Raw genomic sequence first — 23,747 nt, forward strand, 5'->3', positions numbered from 1 at the left:
GGGTCAGCGGAGGGTGGAGCGGGTCAGAGCCCGGGAGACGCCCAGGGCGGCGGTCTTGACCGCGGGGGCCAGGCGTGTCGGGTGGAAGCGCGACAGCGGGACCGACACCGAGAGCGCGGCCACGACCGTGCCCTCGCGGAAGATGGGCGCGGCGATGCAGGCGCCGCCGATCTGCGCCTCCTCCCGCTCATAGGCGAGCCCGGCCACCTGGATCTGGCCGATCGCCTCCTCCAGCCGCTTGGCGTCCACGATGGAGTGCGCGGTGAGCCGGCGCAGGGGCCGGGCGAGCACCTCGTCGATGAGGCCCTGCGAGGAGTAGGCCAGCAGCGCCTTTCCCACTCCGGTGCAGTTCAGGGGCAGGCGGCCACCGACGCGCGAGGGCAGCGCGAGCGACTCGTGCGCCCGCAGCTTCTCGACGTAGACGACGTCGAGTCCGTCGCGGACCCCGAGGTGGATGGTCTCGCGCGTGGCTTCGTACAGGTCGTGCATGAACGGCAGCGCCGCGTGCCGCAGGTCGCGCTCCAGCGGAACCGTACTGCCCAGCTCGAACAGCCGCCGCCCCAGGACGTAACCGCGCTCGCGGCGCTCGACGGCGCCGATGGCGGTCAGGTCGGTGAGGAGCCGGTAGGCGGTGGTCTTGGGGAGCTGGCAGCGCTCGGCGACCTCGATGAGGCGCAGCGGGCCGCCGGTGGGGCGGAAGGCGTCCAGCACGAGCCAGGATTTCTCCAGCATCGAGAGACGGTCCGGGTTCCGTGTCACGGAACGCATTCTTGTCTATCGCCCACCAGGGGTTCTATACCAACATAGGCGTTAAATGTGCATTTATTGAGGAGCTGACCAGTGGTTGATCGCCTGGCCTGCCTGGCCATGGACCAAGAAGACCCGCTGCGCGCGTTCCGGGACGAGTTCGCGCTGCCGGAGGACGAGATCTACCTGGTCGGCAACTCGCTGGGGGCGCCGCCGCGTACCGCGGCCGAGCGCGTGCGGCAGGCCGTCGAGGACGAGTGGGGCCGCCACCTCGTCGGCGGCTGGAACGAGGCGGGCTGGTACGCCCAGCCCCTGACCACCGGCGACCGCCTGGCCCCGCTGATCGGCGCCGGACCCGGCGAGGTCGTGGCGGGCAACACCACCTCCATCGCCGTCTACCAGGCCGTCAACGCCGCCATGCGCCTGCGCCCCGGCCGTGACGTGATCGTCGTGGACCGCGGCAACTTCCCCACCGACAACTACATGATCGAGGGCCTCGGGGAACTGCGCGACATCGGTGAGGGCCGCTTCGACGACGCCGCAGCCGTCCTGCTGTCGGAGGTGGACTACCGCACCGGCGCCCGCTACGACGTGCCCGAGGTCACCGCCCGCGTCCAGGAGGCGGGCGCGCTGATGATCTGGGACGTCTGCCACAGCGTCGGCGCGCTGCGCGTGGACGTCTCGGCCGCCGACTTCGCCGTCGGCTGCACCTACAAGTACCTCAACGGCGGCCCCGGCGCCCCCGCCTTCCTCCGCGTCCATCCACGCCACCAGGCCGCCGCGGAGAACGTCCTGTCCGGCTGGTACGGCCACGCCGAGCCGTTCGCGTTCGAACCCGGCTTCCGGCGGGCCGACGGCATCCGGCGCTTCACGGTCAGCACCCCGCACGTGCTGTCGTTCGCCGCGCTGGAAGCGGCGCTGGACATGTGGGAACGAGTCGACCTCGACCAGGTCCGCGCCAAGAGCATGGCGCTGACCTCGCTCTTCATCGACCTGGTCGGCGCCAGGCTGGAGCTGGCCTCCCCGCGCGACCCCGAGCGCCGCGGCAGCCAGGTGAGCTTCTACCACCACGACGGCTACCCGGTGATGCGCGCGCTCATCGACCACGGCGTGCACGGCGACTTCCGCGCCCCCGACATCCTGCGCTTCGGCTTCGCCCCCCTCTACACCCGCTACGTGGACGTCTGGAACGCCGCCCAGACCGTGGCCGAGGTGCTGGAGAAGGAAGTGTGGCGCGAGGAGAGGTACGCGGTCCGCCTGGCCGTCACCTGACGCACGCCGCGCGGCCGGTTCCGCGCGGTGGAACCGGCTCTTGGGAACATGAGCGGTGATCGGCACTCTTGGCGCATCCCCCACGAAAGGCACCCCCCGATGCGCCGACTCCTCCACCGCGCCCTCGCCACGGCGAGCGTGGCCGGTCTGCTGACAGTCCCTCCGGCCACGGCGCAGGCCGCCGATGACGGCGTCCCCACGGTGTGCGGCGACCGCCGCCCCGGCGACCCCGGCCCCGGCACGTACGGCATGCAGCTCGACGGCTCTTTCCGCCACCCCGACCTGACGCCGCCGGGCGAGGAGCGCGTCTCCTTCCCCGGCGGCGCGAAGGACCTGTTCCCGAAGACCAAGGGTTACGACCCCCGCTCCTACACCGAGGGCCCGATCAAGGTCGAGGCGGCCTACCGAGGCCCCGACTTCACCCCTGACTACTTCCACACCTGGCAGAACGTGGTCGACTTCGGCGGGCGCCGCTACCTGTTCCAGTACGACCGCACCGAGGCCCGGGTCTACGACGTCACCGACGTACGCAGGGTGCGGATCGTCGAGCGGCTCACCGGCAAGGACTGGAAGCAGGCCGACTACTGGGGCGCGGCCACCATCCAGTGGCGCGACGGCCACTACGTGATGATCCAGTCGTTCGAGCAGAAGCGGCAGGTCGAGGAGCTCGGCGACAGCCCGGAGCGCTCGAAGTTCGGCAACCCGGAGGGCGTGGCGAAGCTGCGCGCGCAGACGACGTTCAAGGGCTTCAAGGTCTACCGCCTGGACGGCCCGCGCAGGAAGGACTGGACGCTGCTGTCCACGGTCACCACCGACCCGACGCTGAGCGGCCCGGAGCCGGGCGTGCAGCAGGGCTCAGGCTCCCTCGACGTGCCCTACTGGACCGGCGGAAAGTACATGTACGTCGCCGTCGCGCCGCTGGACAGCTGGAGCAACACCGAGGTCCCCACCTACCTCTACTCCCCCGGCTACCAGGCCTACGACATGTCCGATCTGACCAGGCCGCGCCTGGTCGGCGAGTGGCACCGCAAGGGCCAGGTGGCGGGCGAGGAGGCCGCCTACGCCAAGAACCCGCGCTGCGGCAACCGCACGTCGTGGATGGGCGCCCGGATGCCGTTCTTCGTCGCCGGAAAATACGGCTTCGCCGCCATGGGCGGCTACGGCCTGTCGATTCTCGATATTTCGGATCCGTCCAAGATGCGGGAGATCGCGCATCTGGACCTCCCCGTCTCCTCCGGCGGCACCGAAGCCGACAACGTCGACGTCTCCCAGTACGAGAAGACCGGCATGGTCTACGTCTCCGGCTACCCGCTCGGCGAGGACTGCCACGAGCCCTACAAGGACGTCTTCCAGGTCGACGCCCGCAACCCCGCCAAGCCCAGGATCGTCGGCGCGCTGCCCCGCCCGAAGCCCGCGCCCGGCGCCCGGTTCGGCGACTACTGCCAGCGCGGCGGCAGTTTCGGCCCCAAGCGCTCCGGCTCCTACACCTCGCCAGGCGACCCGGCCCAGGGCCTGCTCGCCTACGCCTTCTACAACGCGGGCGTGCAGTTCTTCGACACGCGTGACGTGCGCCGGCCGAAGATCGCCGCCCAGTTCGTGCCCGCGGGATACAGCGCCGCCGTCCCCGACTACGCGCTCGGCAACCAGACCCATGCCATCTACACCGAATGGGACAGGAAGATCGTGTGGGTGTTCACCAACGACGGCATCTACGCGCTCTCGTCCGGGAAACTGCTGGGAACGCCGAACCTGGGCGGGCCCGCGAAGCCGTTCCGGAACAGCGCCCGCTAGGCGATAGGCCATAATGCGGTAAATGCGCACCCGGTTGTATAAAGACGGCGTCGTGGTGAAGAAGGGTTTCCCCATCGCCGACGTCTCCGAGTACGTCTGCGACGACGACTGCGTGGTCTGGTTCGACCTGTGCTCCCCCACCCCCGGCCAGCTCGGCGTCATCAGCGAGGAACTGGGTCTGCACGAGCTGGCCGTGGAGGACGTGCTCAACGACCACCAGCGGCCCAAGCTCGACGTGTACGACAGCCACCTGTTCATCACCGTGTACGGGATCTACCTGGACGAGGAGGGCGACCTCGACCCGGTGGAGATCAACGTCTTCGTGACGAAGAACGCGCTGGTGACCGTACGGGAGAACGACCGCTTCACCATCGACGACGTGGTCGCCCGCTGGGACGCCAGCGGGGAGCACACCGCCCGCCACGGCGTGGCCTTCCTGCTGCACGGGCTGCTCGACTACGTCGTGGACGGGCATTTCGACCTGGTGCAGACGCTCGACGGCCAGGTCGAGGAGCTGGAGGACGCGCTGTTCGGCGAGGCCGGCAACAACCGGGAGCTGCAGCGGCGCACGTTCCGGCTGCGCAAGAACATGGTGCGCTTCCGCAAGGTCACGCTGCCCATGCGCGAGGTGCTCTCGACGCTGGTGCGCCGCGACCGGCAGGTCCTGGTCAACGCCGAGATGGGCCCCTACTACCAGGACGTCTACGACCACGTGCTGCGCGTGACCGACTGGGTCGACTCGCTGCGCGAGCTGATCAGCAACCTGCGCGAGACCCACCTGGCCCAGCAGGGCTTCAAGCTCAACGAGATCATGAAGCGGCTGACCGGGTGGGCTGCCATCATCGCGGTGCCGACCGCGATCACCGGCTTCTACGGGCAGAACGTGCCCTATCCGGGCGAGGGCCAGCCGTGGGGCTTCTGGATGTCGACCATGGTCGTGGCGGGCGCCTCGGTGGCCCTGTACACCGTCTTCAAGAAGAAGGACTGGTTGTAGCACGGGGCCGCGGCGGCGCCGCCCGGCTGGGCGGCGCCGACGGCCAGCCGTACCCGCGCGGCGCCGGAGGCGGGGTAGAGCGGCAGGCAGCGGCCGCCCGCCACGAGCGTGCGGCGGCCGACGGGGCTGGCGATGAGCTCCAGGCCGTCGTAGGTGACCGGCGCCGACAGCCGCAGCACCCACAGGCCGCCCTCCGTGCGCGAGCGGGCGCCGTCGAGGGCGTAGTAGTCGAGCACGCCGGCGCTCTCGGAGATCACCGCGCGCATGGTGAAACGGCGGCCCTCCACGGAGAAGATCTCCGCGGAGGGCGCGTGGTACATGGAGTGCACGTAGGTCAGGGCGAAGCCGCCCCGGCCCAGGGCCAGGCCGTGGACGGCGGGGCCGCCAGCGGCGGCGCCCGAGCCGAGCGCCAGGGCCGCGAGCAGCGCGAGCAGGAGCCTGATCAGCCCTGGGTCTCCTTGAAGTAGCGGGCCGCGCCGGGGTGCAGCACGACCGGCTCGACCTGCTGGCCGAGCTTGGGGTCGAGCTTGTTCGCCTCCGAGTGCACCTTGACCAGCTCGGCCTTCTTCTCGAACAGGGTCTTGGTGATGTCGTAGGCGAGCTGCTCGTCCATCTTGTCCGGCACGAGCAGCACGTTGCCGACGGCCATCGTCTTGATCGCGCCGGTGAGCTTGTAGGAGCCCGCCAGGTCCACGTCGAGCGTCACGTACTGCTTGCCGAACTTGGTCTGCATGCCGCTCAGCACGTCGCTGGTGTCGAGCATCTTCATGTCCGGCTTGCTCGTGGCCAGGTCCACGATTCCGGCGGTGGGCACGCCGCCGACCCAGAAGAAGGCGTCGATGGTGCCGTCCTTGACCGCCTGCACCGACTCGTTGATCGACAGCTGCGACTTGGTGACGTCGCTGTCGGGGTTGAGCCCGGCCGCCTCCATCATGCGGCGGGCCATGACCTGGGTGCCGGAGTTGGGCGGGCCGAGCGAGACGCGCTTGCCCTTCAGATCGGCGACCTTGGTGGCGGCCACACCGGGCGCGACGACGACCTGCGCGTAGTTGTCGTAGATGCGGGCGATCGCCTGGATCGGCTGCTTCTCGGTGAACGAGCCGACGCCGTTGACCGCGTCGGCCGCGGTGTCGGTCTGGGAGAAGCCGATGTCGGCCTTGCCGGTGGCCAGCAGCTTGATGTTCTCCACCGACGCCGAGGTGACCGAGGCCGTGGCCTGGGTGTTGGCGACGTTGGCCTGGATCTGCTTGGCCAGGCCGCCGCCGTAGACGTAGTAGACGCCCGTGGTGCCGCCGGTGGCGATGGACAACCTGTTGCCGCCGCCGCAGCCCGCGGCCGCGGCGAGCGCCACGACAGCCGCCGCCAGGGTGATGAGCACACGTTTCACGCTGGAGTTCTCCTTTTTCGAATGAGATGTACGGCTGTCGCCACGGCCAGAACCGCGAAACCGGCGACGATCGGGACAGGTTCGAGGAAGAGCAGGAGGATTCCGGCGACCGCCGCGATCACGCGCTCGGGCCACCCGGTGAAGCCGCCGGTGGCCATCGCCAGCGCCAGGACGGCGACCCCGGAGACGGCGGTCAGCGCCAGGATGGTCCCGATCGGCCCCTGGGCCAGCAGCGCCTGCCCGTTGGGCGTGAGCACGAAGGCGAACGGCACCAGGAAGGCGGGCAGCGTGTAACGCCAGGTCATCATCATCGTGCGGTAGCTGTTGCCACCGGTGATGGCCGCCGCCGCGACGGCCGACAGCGCCGTGGGCGGGCTCACCTCCGACAGCACCGCGTAGTAGAAGATGAACATGTACGCCTCGGCCTTGTCGACGCCGAGCGTCATGAGCGCGGGGGCGATGATGACCGCGGCGATGATGTAGCTCGCGGTCACGGGCACCGCCAGGCCCAGCAGCATGACCGCCAGGCCCGCCATGATCGTGGTGAAGATCAGGTTGCCCGCGGCCACGTCCACGATGATCGAGCTGAGGTTGAGCCCGAGCCCGGTCTGGGTGATGACGCCGACGATGATGCCCGCCGCCGCGCAGACCGCGGTGACCGGCAGCACCTCCAGCGTGCCCTTGGCCAGCGCCTGCCCGACGCGCTTGGGCCCCATGCGGTGGGCGGGGTCGAGGAAGGACAGCGCGAACGCGACGAGGGTGGCGATGACGACCGACTGGAAGGCCGAGCGGTCCAGCGCCATCAGCACGATGATGAGGATGAGCGAGCTGAAGTGGTAGCCGAAGCGCAGCATGAGCTTGCCGGCCTTGGGCGCGTCCACCTGGACGGCGTGGGTGCCGAACCGCCGCGAGTCGATCTCGATGGCCAGGAAGATGCCGAGGTAGTACAGGATCGTGGGGATCGTCGCGTAGAGCAGCACCGTCAGGTAGCCGACCCCGAGCTGCTCGGCGATGATGAAGGCGGCCGCGCCCAGCGTGGGCGGCGACAGGATCGCGCCGATGCCGCTGGCGGCCAGGATGCCGCCCGCGGCCTCGCGGGGGTAGCCGGCCCGCTTGAGCACCGGCCAGGCCACGCTGCCGAGGCTGACGGTGGTGGCGGTGCCGGAGCCGGAGACGGTGCCGAGCAGGAATCCCGCGGTGGTGACGGTGCGGCCGGGGGCGGCCCGCGACTTGCGGAAGGCGGCGAAGCTCAGGTCGATGAAGAACTTGCTGGCGCCGGAGTAGTCGAGGACCGCGCCGTAGATGGTGAAAAGGATGATGTAACTGGCCGCCACCTGCATCGGGACGCCGAAGAATCCTTCTGTGCCGGTGTAGAGCTGGGAGATGATCTGGCCGAGGTCGAATCCGCGGTGCCCGATCGGCCAGCTGACCGGCAAATAGTTCCCGAGGTAGGCATATACCAGGAAAATTCCGCAAATGATGCTGAGGGCGCTGCCGACCGTGCGGCGTACCGCTTCCAGGAGCAGCACGGTCAGGCCCAGCCCGCCGATGATGTCCCAGGTGCTGAGGTTGGAGCTGGAACCGCGGTCGCGGAAGGCGTCGATGTCGAGCAGCGGGTAGAGCAGGACACCGAGCGACAGCGCGGCGAGCACCCAGTCGAGGATCGTGGGCGCCTCGCCGCGCTGCTGCTCAACGGGCTCCTGCCGGCGCAGGCGCCGCACCAGGGAGACCAGGCCGGAGCGGTAGCGCAGGAAGACCAGCGGCAGCGCCACGGCCAGGAACGTCATCCGGTGCTGCACCGGCTCCACCGGCTGGAAGACCACGACGAGGGAGTAGGCCGACAGGAGGCCGCCGATGATCCAGACGCCGAGCCGTAACGGCCCGGACAATTCACGGGCCGGACGTTCCCCCTCCGCGGCCGAGACCAACTCGGCCGCACGCTTGTCACTTACTTCGGTCACGTTCTTGCCTCCCCGACATGGCGTTGGGGGGGACTTTACGAGCCTGTTTAGGTCCCTGGGAAGGGTCCGTTATCTCATTGATTTCTCGACGATAATTCAGCGGTCAGAAAATCGGGCGGGAACGCGCGGCGAGCTCGGCGACGGGCACGTTTCCCTCCTGCCCGCCGTCGCGCCGCCGCACCGCGCACGATCCGTCCGCCGCCTCGCGCGGCCCCACCACCAGCTGGTACGGCACCAGCCGATGCGCCCGGATCCTGGCCCCGAGGCTGCCGCGGTCCGGGTGGGCCAGCTCGGCCCGCAGGCCCGCCTCGACGCAGCGCCGTACCAGGTCGTGGGCGGCCGGCAGCTCAGCCTCCGACAGCGGCACCACCACCGCCTGCACCGGTGCCAGCCAGGCCGGCAGCGCGCCGCCGTGCGCCTCTACCAGGTGGGACAGCAGCCGTTCCATGCCGCCGACGACGCTGCGGTGCACCATGGCCGGGCGCCCACCGCCCACGTAGGACAGCTCGAAGCGCCCGGGCATGTAGAGGTCGACCTGGACGGTGGACAGGGTCGACTCGCGGCCCGCCGGGTCGGCTATCTGGATGTCGATTTTCGGGCCGTAGAAGGCGGCCTCGCCGTACTCCTCGTCATAGGACCGGCCGCGCGCGTGCAGCACCTCGCGCAGCACCCGCTCCGAGCTCGCCCACAGCGCGGGGTCGTCGACGAACTTGTCCGACGAACCGCCCAGCGACAGCCGGTAGCGGGCGGCCTTGATGCCGAGCTGGGCGTGGGCGGCCTCGATGAGGTCGAGCGCGGCGGCGACCTCGTCGGCGGCCCGCTCGGGAGGGCAGAACACGTGGCCGTCGTTGAGCTGGATCGAGCGCACCCGGTTCAGGCCGCCGAGCACGCCGGACATCTCCGAGCGGTACTGCCCGCCCAGCTCGGCCAGGCGCAGCGGCAGCTCGCGGTGGCTGCGCCGGCGCGAGCGATAGATGAGGGCGTGGTGGGGGCACAGGCTCGGCCGCAGCACGAAGCGCTCGCCGCCCACCTCCATCGGCGGGAACATGTCCTCGCTGTAGTGGGACCAGTGGCCCGACAGCTCGTAGAGCTCCTGTTTGCCGAGGACGGGCGAGTTGACGTGCTGGTAGCCGTTGCGGCGTTCGAGCTCGTGGACGTAGTCCTCGACGGCCTTGCGGACGGCGGCGCCCGCGGGCAGCAGGTAGGGCAGTCCCGAGCCGATGAGCGGGTCGGTGCCGAAGATGGCGAGTTCGCGGCCGAGCTTGCGGTGATCGTTCATGGTGGTTCCCCTGGATGGAAGGGGGCGAACGACCTTCGAGCGCGTCTCCGGGCGTTCGCCCGGAGAGCAGGAATCAGCGCGCCGGGACGGGGTCCGGCGTCGTCGTGACGTGAACGCGCTGCATGGGGCTCACCGTAGCATCAGCGTCCCTGGGCCGCATTCACGATCCGGGTGGTGGAGCGGCCGGGGATGGCCTCCAGCTCCCAGCACTCGGCGCCGAGCAGCGCCGCGGCCGCGCACCGGCCGCCCGCGTGCGGGTCGCCCGCGGTGTGGGCCAGCGCGCCGGGACGCATGGGCGCCATGAGGTCGATGTAGTCCTCGGGGCCGTGGGCCTCGGGCGGGCCGGTCACCACGAACACGCCGCTCACGCAGCGCAGCGCGGCCAGCACCTCGGCCCGCTCGGCGGCGGGGTTGACCGGGCGTGTGGGTCCCTTCCACGCGCGTACGCGGGGATCGTCCTCGACGCCGATCACCAGCGGCAGCCCGCGGGCGGCCACGGCGTCGAGGTAGCGCACGTGGCCGACGTGCAGGATGTCGAACACACCGGTCACGTACGCCGCGCCCGGCTGGTCGTAGGGTCGCACCCACACGGCCTCGAGGCTGCTCACCCGTGCTCTCCTCCGTCGGCGGACTCGTCGATCGCAGCGTACTTGGTCATGGCAAACGGGCGCGCAGGCGACCATGGGAAAGGGCATTCCTACCTTTTCGCGATAATCTGCGACCCCCTCCTCGCGCGTCTCATGAGGTCAGCGAAATCGGGGAGGTCGCCATGGCAGCGCCGGACTTTCACAGCCAATCGGTCGTCCGGCTACCGGGGGCACCGGCCCAGGTCGCACGGGCCAGGAACGCCGTGACCAGCGCGATCGGGCGCGATCACCCTTTACACGACGAGGCCGTGCTGCTCACCAGCGAGCTGGCCACCAACGCCGTCCTGCACACCCAGTCGGGCGCCGGGGGCACGTTCACCGTCAGCGTCCGGGCCACCGGCGACCTGGTGCGGGTGTGCGTGGAGGACGCGGGCTCCGACGCGCCGCCGTGCGCCTGCCGCGCCGGCGGGCTGACCACCGGCGGACGGGGCCTGCCGCTGCTGGAGGCGCTCAGCCACCGCTGGGGATTCGAACGTTCCAACGGGGCCAACCGCGTCTGGTTCGAGCTGCTGCTGGTCACCGTCCCCGAGGTCTGGGCGTTACAGGTCTAACCGGCACAGCCCCTCGGCCAGCGCCTTGGTCGTCAGCCGGGTGCGGCTGTCGCAGCCGAGCTTGGTGAAGATGTGCTCCAGGTGCGTGGTGACCGTCCGCACGCTCAGCACCAGCGCCGCGGCGATCTGCGGGTTGGAGTCCCCCGCGGCCACGCGGGTCAGCACGTCCACCTCACGCCCGGTCAGCTCGTACGGCAGGCCGCACGGCCGCTCGGCGACCACCGCCCCCTGCAGGGAGCCCTGGAAGCCGACCCCCGCCCTGATCACGCGCACGTCGCGCCACTGGCCGGCCGCGTCCAGCCACAGGCCGCGCCTGCTCAGCTCGCGCGAGTCGATGAAGGCGCGGGCGAAGGCGGCCAGGCCGGGCTCGCCGTACAGGGCGGGCGAGGGCTCGGTTCCCGGTACGGCCCGCCGTACCCCTGCCCGGTCGAAGGCGACGGCGCGGTAGCCGGCGGGCGGCGCGGTGGGGGCGACCACGCACCGCGACAGGTCCGTGACGTGGGCCAGCGTCGGCGCGGCCGCCTCGACCAGCGCGTCCGCGCCCTCGGGCGGCGCCTGGCGGTAGGCCAGGTGGAGCAGGCCGGTGTAGCGGCCCTCGGCCAGGAACAGCGGCGCGGTCAGGCCCGCGCGCCAGCCGTATGGCTCCAGGTGGCGGCGGAAGTAGCGGCGGGTGCCCGGGTCCGGCATGGCCAGCGGGGCGCGGGCGGCCATCGCGCGCTTGTAGGCGTCGAGGGCGGCGTACTCCTCCGCGGCGTCGCGATCGATGCGCTCGTGGCCGCTGGAGACGACGCTGCGGTGGCGGCCGGTGTCGGGGTCGTAGGCCACGAACTCGTAGGCGTCGACGGGGACGACCCGGCGCAGCGCGGCCATGGCGCCGTGGGCGCCGCCTCCGCCCGCCACCTGGTAGCCGACCTCGGCGAACGCCTGTAGCAGGGGGATCTCGGCCACGGCTCTTTATACCACTGGGCGGAATTCATGAGCTTTTGTGCTGCGCACTCGGCATCGGTTTCCCCAAGTCTCCAGAAAACCGCCCGGCCCCACCTGAAGACCGATTCGGCCGTCATGTCATGATCGCTGGCATGACGGCCGATCTCGTCGCCAGGAAGGTGACCGACCTGCTCGCGCCGCAGGTCCTGGTCATCGCGATGCCGCCGCTGGTGGGCCTGGTCTCCTCGGGCTGGGAGGGGGCCGGGTGGGGCGTGCTCGCCGCGGCCCTGTGCGGCGGCGTCCCGGCGGCGGTGATCGCCGCGGGCGTGCGATCGGGCCGCCTGGACTCCCACCACATCGTGGACCGGGCCCGCCGTACCGGCCCGCTGCTCAGCGCCGTGGCGGCGGTGCTCGCCGCGCTGATCCTCCTCATCGCCCTGGGCGCCCCGACCCTGCTGGTCGCGACCGTCACCGCGATGCTGGCCGCGCTGGCGGTGACGATCCCGATCACGCTGCGGTGGAAGATCTCCTTCCACGCCGCCGTGTGCGCGGGCACCGTGGTCGTCATGGCCTACGTCCTGCCCGCCGTACCGACCGTCCTGATCGGGGGCGCGGTGGTGGCGCTGGTGTGCTGGGCGAGGGTACGCCTGTCCCACCACACGCCCGCCCAGGTGAGCGCGGGCGCCGCCGCCGGCCTGACCACCACCCTCGCCACCCTGACCGCGTTCGGTCTCTGATCGGCCGGAATAGCGGGGCGGCGCGTGCGGTTGCCGAAGCTATGAAGAGCCGGTTGAGAGTCGAGCCGACGGCCAAGCGGGTACGCGCCTACCTCGGTGGACAGGTGGTCGCCGACACCACCAGGGCCCTGCTGGTCTGGGAAAGCCCGCACTACCCGACCTACTACCTGCCGCTCGACGACGTGGCGTCCGGGGCGCTCAAGGCGAGCGGGGCCACCAGCCGGTCGCCGAGCCGGGGTGAGGCGGTCGTGCACGCGGTGAGCGCGGGGGGCAAGGTCGCCGAGAACGCCGCCCTCACCTATCCCGACTCGCCCATCGAGGAACTGCGCGGGCACGTGCGGCTCGACTGGGACTCCATGGACGCCTGGTTCGAGGAGGACGAGGAGGTCTACGTGCACCCGCGCGACCCGTACAGCCGCGTGGACATCCTGCCCAGTTCCCGGCGGATCAGGGTCGAGGTGGACGGCGTCACGGTGGCCGACTCCACCCACGCCATGATCCTGTTCGAGACCGGGCTCCCCGCCCGGTACTACCTGCCCAAGATCGACGTCCGCCTCGACCTGCTGGAGCACACCGACTCGGCCACGAGCTGCCCGTACAAGGGGACGGCCGAGTACTGGACGGTCAACGGCCGCAAGGACCTGGCCTGGTCCTACCGGACGCCGCTGCCCGAGAGCGAACGGGTCGCGGGCCTGATCTCCTTCTACAACGAGAAACTCGACATCTACGTCGACGAGGTGCTCCAGGACCGCCCCAGGACGCCGTTCTCCTAGATCTGCTCGCGGCCCTCGTCGGGCGGCGCGCCCGCGTCGTCCTCCAGGCGGCGGCGCAGGCGCTTGAGCCACCATCGCGGCGCCGACACCAGCGAGAAGCGCAGCACCATCAGCGCGGCGATCGTGATCGCCGTGAGCAGCAGCGGCTGCCAGAACGTGGTCAGCCGCTCCCCCAGCACCGCGCCGAGCCCCACGCCGGTGTAGGAGCCGAGGAAGGCGGCGGTGCGCATGCCGTGGGCGTTGTCCCGGTCGCGCCCGAGCAGCAGGTTCATGAGCCGGGCCCGCAACGGCTCGCGCCGCTGCTCGGGCCTGCGCACCACCGGCGCGCGCAGGAGCAGCATCCTGTGCGTGGCGCCCCTGAGGCCGTTGGCCAGGACCAGGGTGAGCGCGAGGCCGACGATCGTGCCGAAGGCGACCGTGAGCGCCCACGTCAGCACCACGCCGAGCGCCGGGGTGATGCTGAGGATCTGGGGGACGAGCAGGCCGACCAGCACCCCGGCCGCCGCCGACAACGCCAGCCCGGTGATCAGCACGCAGGCGTTGGCCGGGAAGCGCAGGAGGTCGGCCAGCGCCACCCACCGGTCGTGCTCGGCCTGCAGCGTGACCCGCCGGTTGCGGATCGAGGCCACCACGTTGGCGGTCCTGATCAGGCCGAGGCTGAACCTGACGCCCGTCACCAGCCGGGTGATCGGCCTGGCGTCCTCGCCCTTGAGCACCTCCTGCAGCTCCGGGTACCACTCCTCGTCGTGCAGCGGCACCCGCATGTCCTCGGGCAGGCGCCGCCTGGCCAGGCGCAGGAGCCCTTCCGGGATACGGTCGAGGCGGCCGCGGATCTCCTCGCTGACCAGTTCGGCCAGTGCGGTCCCGAGGATCGCCCCGATCGCGGCGGCGATGGCGATGAAGGTGTTCACGCGTATCCGCCCTCGGGCCGGACGGCGCCACGCGGCGGCGGCGGGGTGAGGCGGGCGCTCAGCTCGGCCAGCGCCTGCCTGGCCGAGGCCGCGCCGCCACCGGTGAGCAGGTACAGCCGGCGCGGCGGCCGTCCCTCGTGCCGCGCGTCGACGACCTCGCGCCGCCCCTCGATCCAGCCGGCCGCCTCCAGCCGGGCGAGAATCGGGTAGAGCGTCCCGCTCTGCACTTTGGCGTGCTTCATCAGCTCGAAGCCGTAGCGGGGCTCGGAGACGTCTTCGAGGAAGATCCGGAGCACGGTGGCCACCGTGGTGGTCAGACGGACTTCGGAGGGCATGCCGAGAATCTACATAGGGTACGCCGCCCGTAGCCCTGTCCCCCGGGTGACAGAACCGGGACTCAGAGCGCCGCCAGCTCCCGCCACTCGGCACGCGGCATCTCGCCGGGACGGGCGGTGAGCACCTGCAGGCACACGTGGTCGGCCCCGGCGTCGACGTGCTCGCGCACCCGCTTCTCGATGGCCGCCATGTCGCCGTAGGCCACGATCGCGTCCACCAGCCGGTCCCCCACCTGGCTGATCTCGTCCTCGCCGAACCCCAGCCGCCGCAGGCTGGCGATCTGGTGCGGGGCGGCGCCGGCGTAGAAGCCGACGTGCTCCCTGGCCACCTCGCGCGCCCGGCTCACGTCCGTGTCGAGCACCACGGCCTGCTCGACCGCCAGCAGCGCGTCCGGCCCCATGGTCTCCCGGGCGCGCGCGGTGTGCTCCACCGGCACGAAGTACGGGTGCGCGCCCAGCGTGCGCCCGGCCGCCACCGCCAGCATCTTCGGCCCGAGCGCCGCCAGCACCCTCCTCGGCGGGTACGGCGAGGCCGCCGAGGTCAGCGGGATCGCGTCCATGGCGTCCAGGTAGGCGCTCATGGAGGCGACCGCCCTGCCCTTGCTGGGGATGGAGTAGCCGTCCATCTCGATCGGCTCGTCGCTGATCCGGTGCCCGCCGAGGCCGAGCACGTACCGGCCCGGGTACGCCTCGTTGATCGCCCGCTCCGCGGCGGCCATGGAGATCGGGTCGCGCAGCGCGATGTTCGCGATCCCCGCGGCCACCGTCATCCGCCGCGTGGCCGACAGCAGCAGCCACGACTGGCTCACCGAGTCGCGCCCGAACCCCTCGCCGAACCACAGCGTCCCGTACCCCAGTTCCTCGATCTCGGCCGCGGCCTCGCGCACCTCCGACGCGGGGCGCCCGTCGAAGGCGAAGGTCCAGACGCCGATCCTGCCGAGGCCGTGGTCCGTCATGATGCTCCTCCTCTATCCGGAGAACCTCTCCGGATACTGCGGGACTATAATCGGAGAAGTTCTCCGTTTTCAACTCGCCCGGAGGTGCCCGTGACGTTGCGCGCCGACGCCCGCCGTAACCGCGACCTGCTGGTGGCGGCGGCCATCGCGGTGGTCGCGGAAGAGGGTCCCGACGCGTCCCTGAACGAGATCGCCCGGCGCGCCGGCGTCGGACCCGGCACCCTCTACCGGCACTTCCCCACGCGGGACGCGCTGCTGGCCGCCGTGTTCGAGGGCCGCCTGTCGAGGCTGTGCGAGCAGGCGGAGGAACTGGCCGCGGCCGGGCCACCGGGCGAGGCGCTCATCGCCTGGCTACGCCTGCTGACCGTCCACGCCATGACCGACCAGGGCCTGGGCGCCCGCATGATGCTCCCCACCTCGGCCGCCGGCGTGGACTGCTGGGCCATGCTCCGCACCGCCGCCGACCGCCTCCTGCTCCCCGCCCAGAGCGAGGGCGGCCTGCGCCCCGACATCGACTTCACCGACCTGGTCGAGCTGACGGCCGGCATCGCCCAGTCCGCACCCGACCCGGCCCGCGCCGACCGCCTGCTCACCCTGACCCTCGACGGCCTCCGCTCCGGCCACACGAACGGAAGCCCGAAGCCAAGCGCCTGACACACCCGGGCCGTCGCCGAGGCCCGCGCGCCGGTCACGGACGCCGGTGGGTGGCCTCGCTGATGGCGTCGAGGTGAACGAGGACGTCGAAGGAACGGCCGAGCGCGACGTTCTCCGGCGGGAACGGGTACGCGATGCCGATGCCGCGCGTGGGACGGGCGACGTCCAGCCAGGCGCGCGCGGCGGCCGGGGCGGTGCGGAGGTCGAGGTAGTAGTCCCGGTGGCGCACCTTGTCCAGGGTGTACTCGTTCATCCCGTGCTCGGCCGTACCCACGGTGAACTTCTTCCACTCACCGCCCAGCCTGCCGTCCGTGGCCAGGAACGAGCCCCGGCCGAAGGTGAAGCCGATCGGCAGATACCCCTCGCCCAGCGCGTCACGCAGGTACGCCCCCTGCGTCTTGGGGTACAGCGCGGGGTTCGCGGCCACGTAGGCCACGTGGGTGTTGTGCGCCGACACCAGCACCTTGCCGCCGGTACGGCGCTGCCACCAGGCCGTGTTGTCGGCCATCACCTGGTCGCGGAACCGCTGCGCCTCCGGCAGCGAAGCCCGGTCCGTCAGGTCGAAGGCGAGGAACGTGGCCGTCTGCGAGATGGACCGCGCGTTCTGGACGGCGAGCTCGAACGCGTCCGTGCCCTTGCCCTCCAGGCCGCCGACCAGTTCCAGCGCCTGCCGGGCCTGGGCGGCGAGCCGCTGCCGCTCGGCGAGCGGCTTGCGCAGGTAGGCGAACGCGTCGTCGATCGGGCGCAGGCCGGTGTACAGCTCGTCGAGCCGCCTCAGCGAGTCCGGATGGTCGCGCTCCACGTATCCGGTGACACGGCCGAAGAACGCGTCGCTCACCTTGGGCGCGCCGACGTCATCGCCGATGAAGTGGACCATGCGGCCGGGGTTGCGGCGGTTGTGGTCCCGCATCCACGCGATCAGGCTGACGAACTCCTCCCGGTCCCACGGCGAGTTCGCCAGCGCCGCCTTCGTGACCTCGCGCACGTCACCCTCGCCGGTCCGCAGGTAGTCGTCGATCTCCAGCCCCGCCGGCCAGCTCACCTCCAGCGCGAACGTCCGGAAGCCCTTCTTCTCGACGAGGTGGCGGAAGACCCGCTCCTTCATGGTGAAGAACTCGTGCGACCCGTGCGTGGCCTCCCCGAGCCCCACCACCTTGGCGTCGCCGATGCTCGCGCCGAGGGCCCGCAGGTCGGCCGTGTGCCCGCCGGGCTCGGTCGAGCGGAGGGGGTGGGCGGCCCGCTCCAGGGCGCGTACCGGATCCTGCCCGCCCCCCGGCGTGACGGCGACGGCGGCGGCCGCGGGAGCGAGCACCGCCCCCGCCACGATCGCCGCCAGCAGTCCTGTGCGGCCGATGCGCTCGGTCATTCGGTCTTGCCCCTCGCTTGTCGAGGATCTCGTGGTGAGATCCGGCTTCACGAGGCTATGGGCGCACCGCCGCCGCACCCATGACGCTGACCAGCGTCTTCGTGGTAGGGCGGCCCCTACTGGTGGTGGGCGGCGTGCCTCGCGCGGCGTGGGGGCCGGGGCGGGGCGGGGTCGGCGGTACGGCGGGCCACCAGGGCGGCCAGCGCGGTGGTGATCGGGACGGCCGAGATCAGCCCCAGCGTGCCCACCACGCTGCGGACGATCTCCTGGGCGATCACCGGGTTCGTCAGAACCTGGCCCAGCGGCTCCCGTCCGACGCTGATCAGCAGCAGCAGGGGCAGCGACGCCCCGGCGTACGCCAGGATGATGGTGTTGATGACCGAGGCGATGTGGGCCCTGCCGACCCGGCCGCCGGCGCGGTACAGGCGGCGGAAGCCGTAGCCGGGATTGGCGTGGGAGAGTTCGGCGACGGTCACGGCCTGGGTGACGGTGACGTCGTCCAGGACGCCCAGGGAGCCGATGATGATGCTCGCCAGCAGCAGGCCCTGGGTGTCGATGTCGTAGCTCATGCCGAGGTTGAAGGCGGCCTCGTCGGTGATGCCGGCCAGGTGGGCCAGGTCGAGTGACACGTACGACAGGGCGCCGGTGATCACCAGGCTGGTCAGGGTGCCCAGGACGGCCATCGCGGTCGGCAGCGTGAAGCCGTGTGTCAGGAACAGCACCGTCAGCATGATGGCCGCCGAGCCCACGATCGCCACCAGCAGCGGCGGCTTGCCGTCCAGGATGCCGGGCAGCACGAATAGCAGCAGCACCGCGAACGTCACCCCCAGCCCGAACAGCGCGCTCAGTCCCCGCCACCGGCCGAACGCCACGACGGCCAGCGCGAACGCGGCGCCGAACAACCACAGCGGCGTCGAACGGTCGTGGTCGGACAGGCGGTACGGCGACACGTCGAGCGTGGGCTCGGGCGCGTAGACCACGATGACGTCGTCACCGGCATGGAAGATCTGCGCACCCGGCCCGCTGGGCAGCTGGAGCTTGGCCTCCTTGCCGGGATTGGGGCCGCTGGTGAGCTTGACCACGGCGTCGCCGCAGGTGGCGGGGTCCGGCGGGGGGAGTTTCTGACCACCGTCGACCGGCGGCTCCTCGGGGCACGGGGTCAGGGTGACGGCCTGGATGGTGGCGGTGTAGCGGGCCAGGCCGCTTTCCGGCGAGGCGGGCGCCTCGGGAGGTGAGGGCCACAACCACACGAGCGCGGCGACGGTCGCGACCGCCAGCGGAACCAGCACGGCGAGCGCCGCCAGCACGGCTCTCTTCGACGGGGGTACGGCGGGGCCGTGGGAGTGGTTGGCGCCCATGGGCGGGTGTTTCTCCTCAGCGGGAAAGGGGGTTCCGCCAGGAAGGTTACCGGGGCCGCGCTGGTCAGGCGGCGCCGATGGTCACGACGATCTTGCCCCGCCCGTGCCCGCCCGCCACCTCCGTGACCGCCAGGGCTGCCTCCTCCAGCGGGTACGTGCGGCTGACCACCGGCCTGACCCGTCCGGAGGCGGCCAGCGAGGCCAGCTCCCGCAGATCCTCGGCCCGGGTGACGGCGAACAGGGCATGGAGGGTCTGCCCGGTGACCGGGTTCAGCAGCGCCGCCCGCAACTGCCGCTGCAGACCGCTCAGCCACCGCCCGCCACCCTCCCCGCCGACGATGACGAGGTGACCCCGCGGCGCGAGGACCCGACGCAGCCGCGACAGCGGCCGATTGCCCGCCGTGTCCACGATGAGGTCGTAGCGGAGCGAGCCGGCGGTGACGTCCTGACGGGTGTAGTCGATGACGTGCCCGGCCCCCAGCGACCGCACCAGTTCGGCCTTGTCCGCCCCGCACACCCCGGTGACCTCCGCCCCCAGGTCCTTGGCGAGCTGGACCGCGAAACTCCCGACCCCGCCTCCGGCGCCGATGACCAGCGCCTTCTGCCCGGGTGTGACCCGCCCGCGCACCGCCTGCAGCGCCGTGACCCCGGACGACGGAAGGGCGGCCGCCTCCTCGAACCCCACCTCGCCGGGCTTCGCGGCGAGCTTGTCCTGCCGGGCGACGGCGTACTCGGCGAAGGCCGCGTCGCAGACGCCGAACACCGCGTCACCGGCCCGGAACGCGCTCACCCCCGCGCCCACCGCCTCGACGACGCCCGCGAGGTCGCTGCCGCGCACCTTGTTCCTGGGCGCGCGCAGCCCGAGCATCGGCCTGATGAGATACGGCTCGCCCTTCATGAGGTGAACGACCCCGGCGTCGACCCCGGCCGCCCTGACCCGTACCAGCACCTCCCCGTCGCCGGGCACCGGGCGGGGCAGCTCCGTCATGCCCAGGACGCCGGCGCCGCCGTAGCGGTCCTGGGTGATCGCCTTCATCGTCATGCCGCCAAGGTAAAGCAAACTCGACATCATGTCTAGTTTTCTTTACTTCACCGGGCGAGGGCCTCCAGCCGTCCGACGACCTCGTCGAGCGGTGCCCGGGTGTCGATCTCCAGCGTGGCGCCGCCGCGGAGGAGGGGTTCGATCATGGCCAGGTTGTCCAGGATCTCCTGGCGTTCCCCGGGACGCCTGCCGTACGGGTTGTCCGTCCGCGCGGCGACGCGGGCCAGAATGACGTCAGCGGGCGCGCTCAACAGGACGATGTGGTCAAAGTCCGGGTAAAAAGTGACCTGGTTGGAGGTGCAGCCCGACACGAAAAGGGCGCCCTCGCGGTGCCCGGCCAGCAGGTCCGCGATGGCGTCCTCGCGCCACACCCACTCGCGCTCGCCGTCCTCGCCGGTCACCCAGTGGTTCCACGGGCCGTAGTCGGTGTCGACCGTACGGTGGCCGCGTTCGCCCAGCAGTCGCAGGGCGGCGGACTTGCCGGTGCCGGACATGCCGGTGATCAGGACTTTCGTCATAGCGGCGAGGGTAACTTGAGTCTCCACCAAGGGGAGGCGCGAGAGTGAGCGGCATGGACGGCTACACGATCGGCGACCTCGCGCGCCGTACCGGGCTGACGGTCAAGACCGTGCGGTTCTACTCCGACAAGGGGATCGTGCCGCCGTCCGGACGCAGCCACTCCGGTTACCGGCTCTACGACCTCGACGCCCTCGCCCGCCTGGACCTCGTGCGAACGCTGCGCGAACTCGGCCTTGACCTGGCCACGATCCGCAAGGTCGTGGACAGGGAGCTGTCGCTGCCCGAGGTCGCCGCCGCGCACGCCGAGGCGCTGGAGGTCCAGATGCGCACGCTTCGGCTGCGGCGCGCGGTGCTGACAGCGGTCGCCAGGCGTGGATCCACCCCTGAGGAGACGGACATCATGCACAAACTTGCCAGACTTTCCGAGGACGAGCGGCGCCGGCTGATCGACGACTTCCTCGACGCGACGCTCACCGGCGTCCACGCCGGCGTCCGGTGCTCGCTCACGCCGGAACTCCCGGACGACCCCGAGGTCGAACAGGTCGAAGCCTGGGTGGAACTGGCCGAGCTCACCCAGGACGCCGGCTTCCGCGCCGCGGTGCGCCTGCTGGCCGAGCACTACCCGGCGGGCGCGTCCGTGCCGCGCCCCGATCCGGTCGCGATCATCCGCTCCCGGGTACGGCAGGCCATGGCGGCCGGAATCGACCCGTCCTCGCCGGAGGCCAAGGCGCTGGTGGCGGCACCCGTCCCGCACCTGGAGGCGACCGCCGACCCGCGCTGGAACCGCTATCTTCAGCTGCTCTCGATCGTCAACGGCTGGCCCCCGCCCGAGGACCCGGCCCCGCTGCACGAGTGGTACAGGAAGGCGTCCCAGGCCTAGAACGGCGTACGCCCCCGGAGCAGCACAGGAACCGGGGGCGTACGTCGATGGGCCGGCAGGTCAGCCCATGTGGGGATAGCGGTGGTCGACCGGCGGGACGAAGGTCTCCTTGATCGTGCGGGCGTTCACCCAGCGGATCAGGTTGAAGATCGAGCCGGCCTTGTCGTTGGTGCCCGAGGCGCGGGCGCCGCCGAAGGGCTGCTGCCCGACGACCGCGCCGGTGGGCTTGTCGTTGACGTAGAAGTTCCCGGCGGCGAAGCGGAGCTTCTCGCTGGCCGTAGCGACGGCGTAGCGGTCCTGGGCGATGATCGAGCCGGTCAGCGCGTACGGCGAGACCGACTCCATCTGGCCGAGGACGGTGTCGTACGCGGCGTCGTCGTAGACGTGGACGCCGAGGATCGGGCCGAAGTACTCCTTGACGAAGATCTCGTCCGCCGGGTCGTCCGACAGCAGGATGGTCGGCTTCACGAAGTAGCCGGTGGAGTCGTCGTAGGAGCCGGTCAGCAGCTCGATCCCGGCCGAGGAGCGGGCCCGGTCGATCGCCGCCTTGTGCTTGGCGAAGGCGCGCTCGTCGATGACGGCGCCCATGAACGTCGACAGGTCGGCGGCCACGTCGCCCACGGTCAGCGACTCGGCGGTGCCCACCAGGTCGTCCTTGATGCGGTTCCAGACCGAGCGCGGGATGTAGGTGCGCGAGGCGGCCGAGCACTTCTGGCCCTGGTACTCGAACGCGCCGCGGATCAGCGCGGTGGTGAGCACGGCGGGATCGGCGGAGGGGTGGGCCAGGACGAAGTCCTTGCCGCCGGTCTCGCCGACCAGGCGCGGGTAGCCGTGGTAGCCGGTGATGTTGGCGCCGACGGTCGCCCACAGGTGCTGGAAGGTCGCGGTGGAGCCGGTGAAGTGGATGCCGGCGAGCGCGGGGTGGGTCAGGGCGGCCTCGGAGACGGCGGCGCCGTTGCCGGTGACGAGGTTGATGACGCCCGGCGGGAGACCGGCCTCCTCCAGCAGCTTCATCGTGAAGTGCGCGGCGAACTGCTGCGTGGGCGACGGCTTCCAGACAACAACATTGCCCATCAAAGCGGCAGAAGTCGGCAAATTTCCGGCGATGGCGGTGAAGTTGAACGGCGTGATCGCCAGAACGAAGCCCTCCAGCGGCCGGTACTCCATCCGGTTCCAGACGCCGGGCGAGGAGACGGGCTGGTCGGCGTAGAGCTGCCGGGCGTAGGCCACGTTGAAGCGCAGGAAGTCGATCAGCTCACAGGCCGCGTCGATCTCCGCCTGCTGCGCCGACTTCGACTGCCCGAGCACGGTCGCGGCGTTCAGCGTCGCCCGCCACGGCCCGGCCAGCAGGTCGGCCGCCTTGAGGAAGACCGCCGCCCGCTCGTCGAACGACAGCGCCCGCCACGCGGGAGCGGCGCGCAGCGCCGCGTCCACCGCGTCCTTCACGTCCTGGGCCGTAGCGTCGTTGATACGCCCCAGGACGGAGGCCTTGTTGTGCGGCTGCACCACGTCGATCGGCGCGCCGCCGCCCATGCGGGACTTCCCGTCGATGGTCATGGGCAGGTCGATGGAGCTGCCGGCCAGCTCCTTGATCCGGTTCTCCAGGGCGGTGCGCTCGGCGCTGCCCGGGGCGTAGCCGAACACCGGCTCGTTGGCCGGAGCGGGAACGTTGCTGATGGCGTCCATTTACTTGCCTCCAAGGGCACGAAGGAAGAAGGCGACGTTGGCGGGGCGTTCGGCGAGACGGCGCATGAAGTAGCCGTACCAGTCGTCGCCGTAGGGCACGTAGACGCGGACCGTGTGGCCCGCTCCGGCCAGGGCCTCCTGCCTGTCGGTCCTGATCCCGTAGAGCATCTGGTACTCGTAGTCACCTATGGCGCGGCCGAAGCGGTCGGCCAGCAGCTCGGTGATGGAGATCAGGCGGTCGTCGTGCGTCGCCACCATGGGGTATCCCTTCCCCGCCATGAGGATCCGCAGGCATCGCACGTACGCCTTGTCCACCTCGGCCTTGCCCTGGTGGGCGACCGAGGCGGGCTCGTTGTAGGCGCCCTTGACCAGCCGTACCCGCGAGCCCTCGGCGGAGAGCTCGCGCAGGTCGTCCTCACTGCGGAACAGATAGGCCTGGATCGCGACACCGGTCGACGGGTACTCCTCGCGCAGCTTGCGCAGGATGCCCAGCGTCGAGTCGACGGTGGTGTGATCCTCCATGTCGAGCGTCACGGCCGAGCCGTTGGCGGCCGCGGCGGCGCAGATGTCGCGCACGTGCTCCAGGGCCAGGTCGTCGGAGAGCTCCTGACCGACGGCCGACAGCTTGACCGACACCTCCGCGCGCTCGCCGAGCTCCAGCGGGCGCAGCGTGTCCAGCAGCGTCACGTAGGCCTCGGCGGTGGCCGCGGCGGCGCCCGCGTCGTGGGTCTCCTCGCCGAGGTGGTCGACGGTGACGGTCAGTCCGCCGCCGACCAGCCGCTCGATCGCCGCGCGCGCCTCGTGGGCGCTCTCGCCTGCGACGAAACGGTCGACCACCTTGCGGGTGAGCGGGAAGCCGGACACGGAGCGGCGTACGAGCCTGCTCCGTGACGTGGCGAGTAGCAGTTGACCGAGCATGCATCCAGCCTAAAACTCCTGTTCAGACCACAGCCATCGACGTCCGTAACGCGGGA

The 23,747-nt window shown here is 71.1% G+C and carries 24 protein-coding genes; 8 read left to right on the forward strand and 16 right to left on the reverse strand.

Going from position 1 to position 23,747, the window contains the following annotated elements; translation table 11 throughout:
• Positions 1 to 3 precede the first annotated feature (3 nt).
• Positions 4 to 768, reverse strand: a complete 765-nt coding sequence (locus ACIBI5_RS43215) for an IclR family transcriptional regulator (protein WP_397255943.1) — start codon at positions 766 to 768, stop codon at positions 4 to 6.
• Positions 769 to 867: 99 nt separating this feature from the next.
• Here ACIBI5_RS43215 and ACIBI5_RS43220 point away from each other — a divergent pair, with 99 nt between their 5' ends.
• The 3 genes from ACIBI5_RS43220 (at position 868) to ACIBI5_RS43230 (ending at position 4,804) form a co-directional block, all read left to right on the forward strand.
• Positions 868 to 2,019 carry a kynureninase gene (locus ACIBI5_RS43220; protein WP_397256107.1) on the forward strand — a complete coding sequence of 384 codons (1,152 nt, stop codon included), beginning with the start codon at positions 868 to 870 and terminating at the stop codon, positions 2,017 to 2,019.
• Positions 2,020 to 2,118: 99 nt separating this feature from the next.
• A complete protein-coding gene (locus tag ACIBI5_RS43225) occupies positions 2,119 to 3,810 on the forward strand; it encodes a hypothetical protein (protein WP_397255945.1) in 1,692 nt (563 codons plus the stop codon).
• A 22-nt stretch (positions 3,811 to 3,832) separates the two neighbouring features.
• A complete protein-coding gene (locus ACIBI5_RS43230) occupies positions 3,833 to 4,804 on the forward strand; it encodes a magnesium transporter CorA family protein (RefSeq protein ID WP_397255947.1) in 972 nt (323 codons plus the stop codon).
• On the opposite strand, the gene ACIBI5_RS43235 is transcribed toward ACIBI5_RS43230, so the two are convergent.
• The 5 genes from ACIBI5_RS43235 to ACIBI5_RS43255 all read right to left on the reverse strand — a co-directional run bounded on the left by ACIBI5_RS43235 (position 4,699) and on the right by ACIBI5_RS43255 (position 10,039).
• Positions 4,699 to 5,250, reverse strand: a complete 552-nt coding sequence (locus ACIBI5_RS43235; RefSeq protein ID WP_397256109.1) for a DUF1850 domain-containing protein — start codon at positions 5,248 to 5,250, stop codon at positions 4,699 to 4,701. The two genes, ACIBI5_RS43230 and ACIBI5_RS43235, sit on opposite strands and share 106 nt — an antisense overlap.
• Positions 5,247 to 6,191 (reverse strand): TAXI family TRAP transporter solute-binding subunit, encoded by a 945-nt coding sequence (locus tag ACIBI5_RS43240; RefSeq protein ID WP_397255949.1) that lies wholly within the window; start codon positions 6,189 to 6,191, stop codon positions 5,247 to 5,249. The genes ACIBI5_RS43235 and ACIBI5_RS43240 overlap by 4 nt, the downstream gene beginning before the upstream one ends.
• Positions 6,188 to 8,152 (reverse strand): TRAP transporter permease, encoded by a 1,965-nt coding sequence (locus ACIBI5_RS43245; RefSeq protein ID WP_397255951.1) that lies wholly within the window; start codon positions 8,150 to 8,152, stop codon positions 6,188 to 6,190. Before ACIBI5_RS43245 ends, ACIBI5_RS43240 begins: the two co-directional genes overlap by 4 nt.
• 103 nt (positions 8,153 to 8,255) lie before the next feature.
• Positions 8,256 to 9,431: a threonine--tRNA ligase gene (thrS, locus tag ACIBI5_RS43250; RefSeq protein ID WP_397255953.1), complete on the reverse strand. Its 1,176-nt coding sequence runs from the start codon at positions 9,429 to 9,431 to the stop codon at positions 8,256 to 8,258.
• A 140-nt stretch (positions 9,432 to 9,571) separates the two neighbouring features.
• The gene (locus tag ACIBI5_RS43255) at positions 9,572 to 10,039 is read right to left on the reverse strand and encodes an adenylyltransferase/cytidyltransferase family protein (protein WP_397255955.1); all 468 of its coding nucleotides are present in this window, start codon (positions 10,037 to 10,039) and stop codon (positions 9,572 to 9,574) included.
• A 161-nt stretch (positions 10,040 to 10,200) separates the two neighbouring features.
• On the opposite strand from ACIBI5_RS43255, the gene ACIBI5_RS43260 reads away from it, so the two are divergent.
• Positions 10,201 to 10,629, forward strand: coding sequence for an ATP-binding protein (locus ACIBI5_RS43260; protein WP_397255957.1), 429 nt, complete (start codon positions 10,201 to 10,203; stop codon positions 10,627 to 10,629).
• Here ACIBI5_RS43260 and ACIBI5_RS43265 read toward each other — a convergent pair.
• Positions 10,618 to 11,577 carry a response regulator transcription factor gene (locus ACIBI5_RS43265; RefSeq protein WP_397096777.1) on the reverse strand — a complete coding sequence of 320 codons (960 nt, stop codon included), beginning with the start codon at positions 11,575 to 11,577 and terminating at the stop codon, positions 10,618 to 10,620. The two genes, ACIBI5_RS43260 and ACIBI5_RS43265, sit on opposite strands and share 12 nt — an antisense overlap.
• Before the next feature lie 131 nt (positions 11,578 to 11,708).
• On the opposite strand from ACIBI5_RS43265, the gene ACIBI5_RS43270 reads away from it, so the two are divergent.
• Both ACIBI5_RS43270 and ACIBI5_RS43275 read left to right on the forward strand, forming a co-directional pair.
• Positions 11,709 to 12,293, forward strand: coding sequence for a hypothetical protein (locus tag ACIBI5_RS43270; protein ID WP_397255959.1), 585 nt, complete (start codon positions 11,709 to 11,711; stop codon positions 12,291 to 12,293).
• A 53-nt stretch (positions 12,294 to 12,346) separates the two neighbouring features.
• Positions 12,347 to 13,066, forward strand: coding sequence for a DUF427 domain-containing protein (locus ACIBI5_RS43275; protein ID WP_397255961.1), 720 nt, complete (start codon positions 12,347 to 12,349; stop codon positions 13,064 to 13,066).
• Here the strand turns inward: ACIBI5_RS43275 and ACIBI5_RS43280 are convergent.
• The 3 genes from ACIBI5_RS43280 to ACIBI5_RS43290 all read right to left on the reverse strand — a co-directional run bounded on the left by ACIBI5_RS43280 (position 13,063) and on the right by ACIBI5_RS43290 (position 15,268).
• Positions 13,063 to 13,977, reverse strand: coding sequence for a hypothetical protein (locus tag ACIBI5_RS43280; RefSeq protein ID WP_397255963.1), 915 nt, complete (start codon positions 13,975 to 13,977; stop codon positions 13,063 to 13,065). The genes ACIBI5_RS43275 and ACIBI5_RS43280 overlap by 4 nt on opposite strands.
• The gene (locus ACIBI5_RS43285; RefSeq protein WP_397255965.1) at positions 13,974 to 14,312 is read right to left on the reverse strand and encodes a PadR family transcriptional regulator; all 339 of its coding nucleotides are present in this window, start codon (positions 14,310 to 14,312) and stop codon (positions 13,974 to 13,976) included. The genes ACIBI5_RS43280 and ACIBI5_RS43285 overlap by 4 nt, the downstream gene beginning before the upstream one ends.
• A gap of 62 nt (positions 14,313 to 14,374) precedes the next feature.
• A complete protein-coding gene (locus ACIBI5_RS43290; protein ID WP_397255967.1) occupies positions 14,375 to 15,268 on the reverse strand; it encodes a TIGR03620 family F420-dependent LLM class oxidoreductase in 894 nt (297 codons plus the stop codon).
• Positions 15,269 to 15,358: 90 nt separating this feature from the next.
• On the opposite strand from ACIBI5_RS43290, the gene ACIBI5_RS43295 reads away from it, so the two are divergent.
• Complete coding sequence (locus ACIBI5_RS43295) at positions 15,359 to 15,922, forward strand: TetR/AcrR family transcriptional regulator (RefSeq protein ID WP_397255969.1); 564 nt, start codon at positions 15,359 to 15,361, stop codon at positions 15,920 to 15,922.
• Positions 15,923 to 15,956: 34 nt separating this feature from the next.
• Here ACIBI5_RS43295 and ACIBI5_RS43300 read toward each other — a convergent pair whose 3' ends face one another.
• From ACIBI5_RS43300 to ACIBI5_RS43315, 4 genes are all read right to left on the reverse strand, one after another.
• Complete coding sequence (locus tag ACIBI5_RS43300) at positions 15,957 to 17,288, reverse strand: erythromycin esterase family protein (protein WP_397255971.1); 1,332 nt, start codon at positions 17,286 to 17,288, stop codon at positions 15,957 to 15,959.
• A gap of 116 nt (positions 17,289 to 17,404) precedes the next feature.
• A complete protein-coding gene (locus ACIBI5_RS43305; RefSeq protein ID WP_397255973.1) occupies positions 17,405 to 18,646 on the reverse strand; it encodes a YibE/F family protein in 1,242 nt (413 codons plus the stop codon).
• 64 nt (positions 18,647 to 18,710) lie between these two features.
• Entirely contained in the window at positions 18,711 to 19,688 is a 978-nt protein-coding gene (locus tag ACIBI5_RS43310; RefSeq protein WP_397255975.1) for an NAD(P)-dependent alcohol dehydrogenase, read from the reverse strand.
• Positions 19,689 to 19,735: 47 nt separating this feature from the next.
• The gene (locus ACIBI5_RS43315; protein ID WP_397255977.1) at positions 19,736 to 20,206 is read right to left on the reverse strand and encodes an AAA family ATPase; all 471 of its coding nucleotides are present in this window, start codon (positions 20,204 to 20,206) and stop codon (positions 19,736 to 19,738) included.
• 53 nt (positions 20,207 to 20,259) lie between these two features.
• Between ACIBI5_RS43315 and ACIBI5_RS43320 the strand changes: the two genes are divergently transcribed.
• A complete protein-coding gene (locus ACIBI5_RS43320; RefSeq protein WP_397256110.1) occupies positions 20,260 to 21,087 on the forward strand; it encodes a MerR family transcriptional regulator in 828 nt (275 codons plus the stop codon).
• Positions 21,088 to 21,147: 60 nt separating this feature from the next.
• Here ACIBI5_RS43320 and pruA read toward each other — a convergent pair whose 3' ends face one another.
• Both pruA and ACIBI5_RS43330 read right to left on the reverse strand, forming a co-directional pair.
• Positions 21,148 to 22,773 carry an L-glutamate gamma-semialdehyde dehydrogenase gene (gene pruA, locus ACIBI5_RS43325; protein WP_397255979.1) on the reverse strand — a complete coding sequence of 542 codons (1,626 nt, stop codon included), beginning with the start codon at positions 22,771 to 22,773 and terminating at the stop codon, positions 21,148 to 21,150.
• The gene (locus ACIBI5_RS43330; protein ID WP_397255981.1) at positions 22,774 to 23,691 is read right to left on the reverse strand and encodes a proline dehydrogenase family protein; all 918 of its coding nucleotides are present in this window, start codon (positions 23,689 to 23,691) and stop codon (positions 22,774 to 22,776) included.
• Positions 23,692 to 23,747 lie beyond the last annotated feature (56 nt).

This window comes from Nonomuraea sp. NPDC050540 (genome assembly GCF_044457485.1).
Lineage (GTDB): Bacteria > Actinomycetota > Actinomycetes > Streptosporangiales > Streptosporangiaceae > Nonomuraea.

Excerpts from the sequence above, each read along its gene's own strand:
- ACIBI5_RS43305 (WP_397255973.1), bottom strand. The coding sequence starts at position 18,646 with ATGGGCGCCAACCACTCCCACGGCCCCGCCGTACCCCCGTCGAAGAGA.
- thrS (WP_397255953.1), bottom strand. The coding sequence starts at position 9,431 with ATGAACGATCACCGCAAGCTCGGCCGCGAACTCGCCATCTTCGGCACC.
- ACIBI5_RS43230 (WP_397255947.1), top strand. The coding sequence starts at position 3,833 with ATGCGCACCCGGTTGTATAAAGACGGCGTCGTGGTGAAGAAGGGTTTC.
- ACIBI5_RS43310 (WP_397255975.1), bottom strand. The coding sequence starts at position 19,688 with ATGACGATGAAGGCGATCACCCAGGACCGCTACGGCGGCGCCGGCGTC.
- ACIBI5_RS43220 (WP_397256107.1), top strand. The coding sequence starts at position 868 with ATGGACCAAGAAGACCCGCTGCGCGCGTTCCGGGACGAGTTCGCGCTG.
- ACIBI5_RS43320 (WP_397256110.1), top strand. The coding sequence starts at position 20,260 with ATGGACGGCTACACGATCGGCGACCTCGCGCGCCGTACCGGGCTGACG.
- ACIBI5_RS43270 (WP_397255959.1), top strand. The coding sequence starts at position 11,709 with ATGACGGCCGATCTCGTCGCCAGGAAGGTGACCGACCTGCTCGCGCCG.
- ACIBI5_RS43290 (WP_397255967.1), bottom strand. The coding sequence starts at position 15,268 with ATGACGGACCACGGCCTCGGCAGGATCGGCGTCTGGACCTTCGCCTTC.
- ACIBI5_RS43300 (WP_397255971.1), bottom strand. The coding sequence starts at position 17,288 with ATGACCGAGCGCATCGGCCGCACAGGACTGCTGGCGGCGATCGTGGCG.
- pruA (WP_397255979.1), bottom strand. The coding sequence starts at position 22,773 with ATGGACGCCATCAGCAACGTTCCCGCTCCGGCCAACGAGCCGGTGTTC.
- ACIBI5_RS43225 (WP_397255945.1), top strand. The coding sequence starts at position 2,119 with ATGCGCCGACTCCTCCACCGCGCCCTCGCCACGGCGAGCGTGGCCGGT.
- ACIBI5_RS43285 (WP_397255965.1), bottom strand. The coding sequence starts at position 14,312 with ATGCCCTCCGAAGTCCGTCTGACCACCACGGTGGCCACCGTGCTCCGG.
- ACIBI5_RS43315 (WP_397255977.1), bottom strand. The coding sequence starts at position 20,206 with ATGACGAAAGTCCTGATCACCGGCATGTCCGGCACCGGCAAGTCCGCC.
- ACIBI5_RS43260 (WP_397255957.1), top strand. The coding sequence starts at position 10,201 with ATGGCAGCGCCGGACTTTCACAGCCAATCGGTCGTCCGGCTACCGGGG.
- ACIBI5_RS43215 (WP_397255943.1), bottom strand. The coding sequence starts at position 768 with ATGCGTTCCGTGACACGGAACCCGGACCGTCTCTCGATGCTGGAGAAA.
- ACIBI5_RS43330 (WP_397255981.1), bottom strand. The coding sequence starts at position 23,691 with ATGCTCGGTCAACTGCTACTCGCCACGTCACGGAGCAGGCTCGTACGC.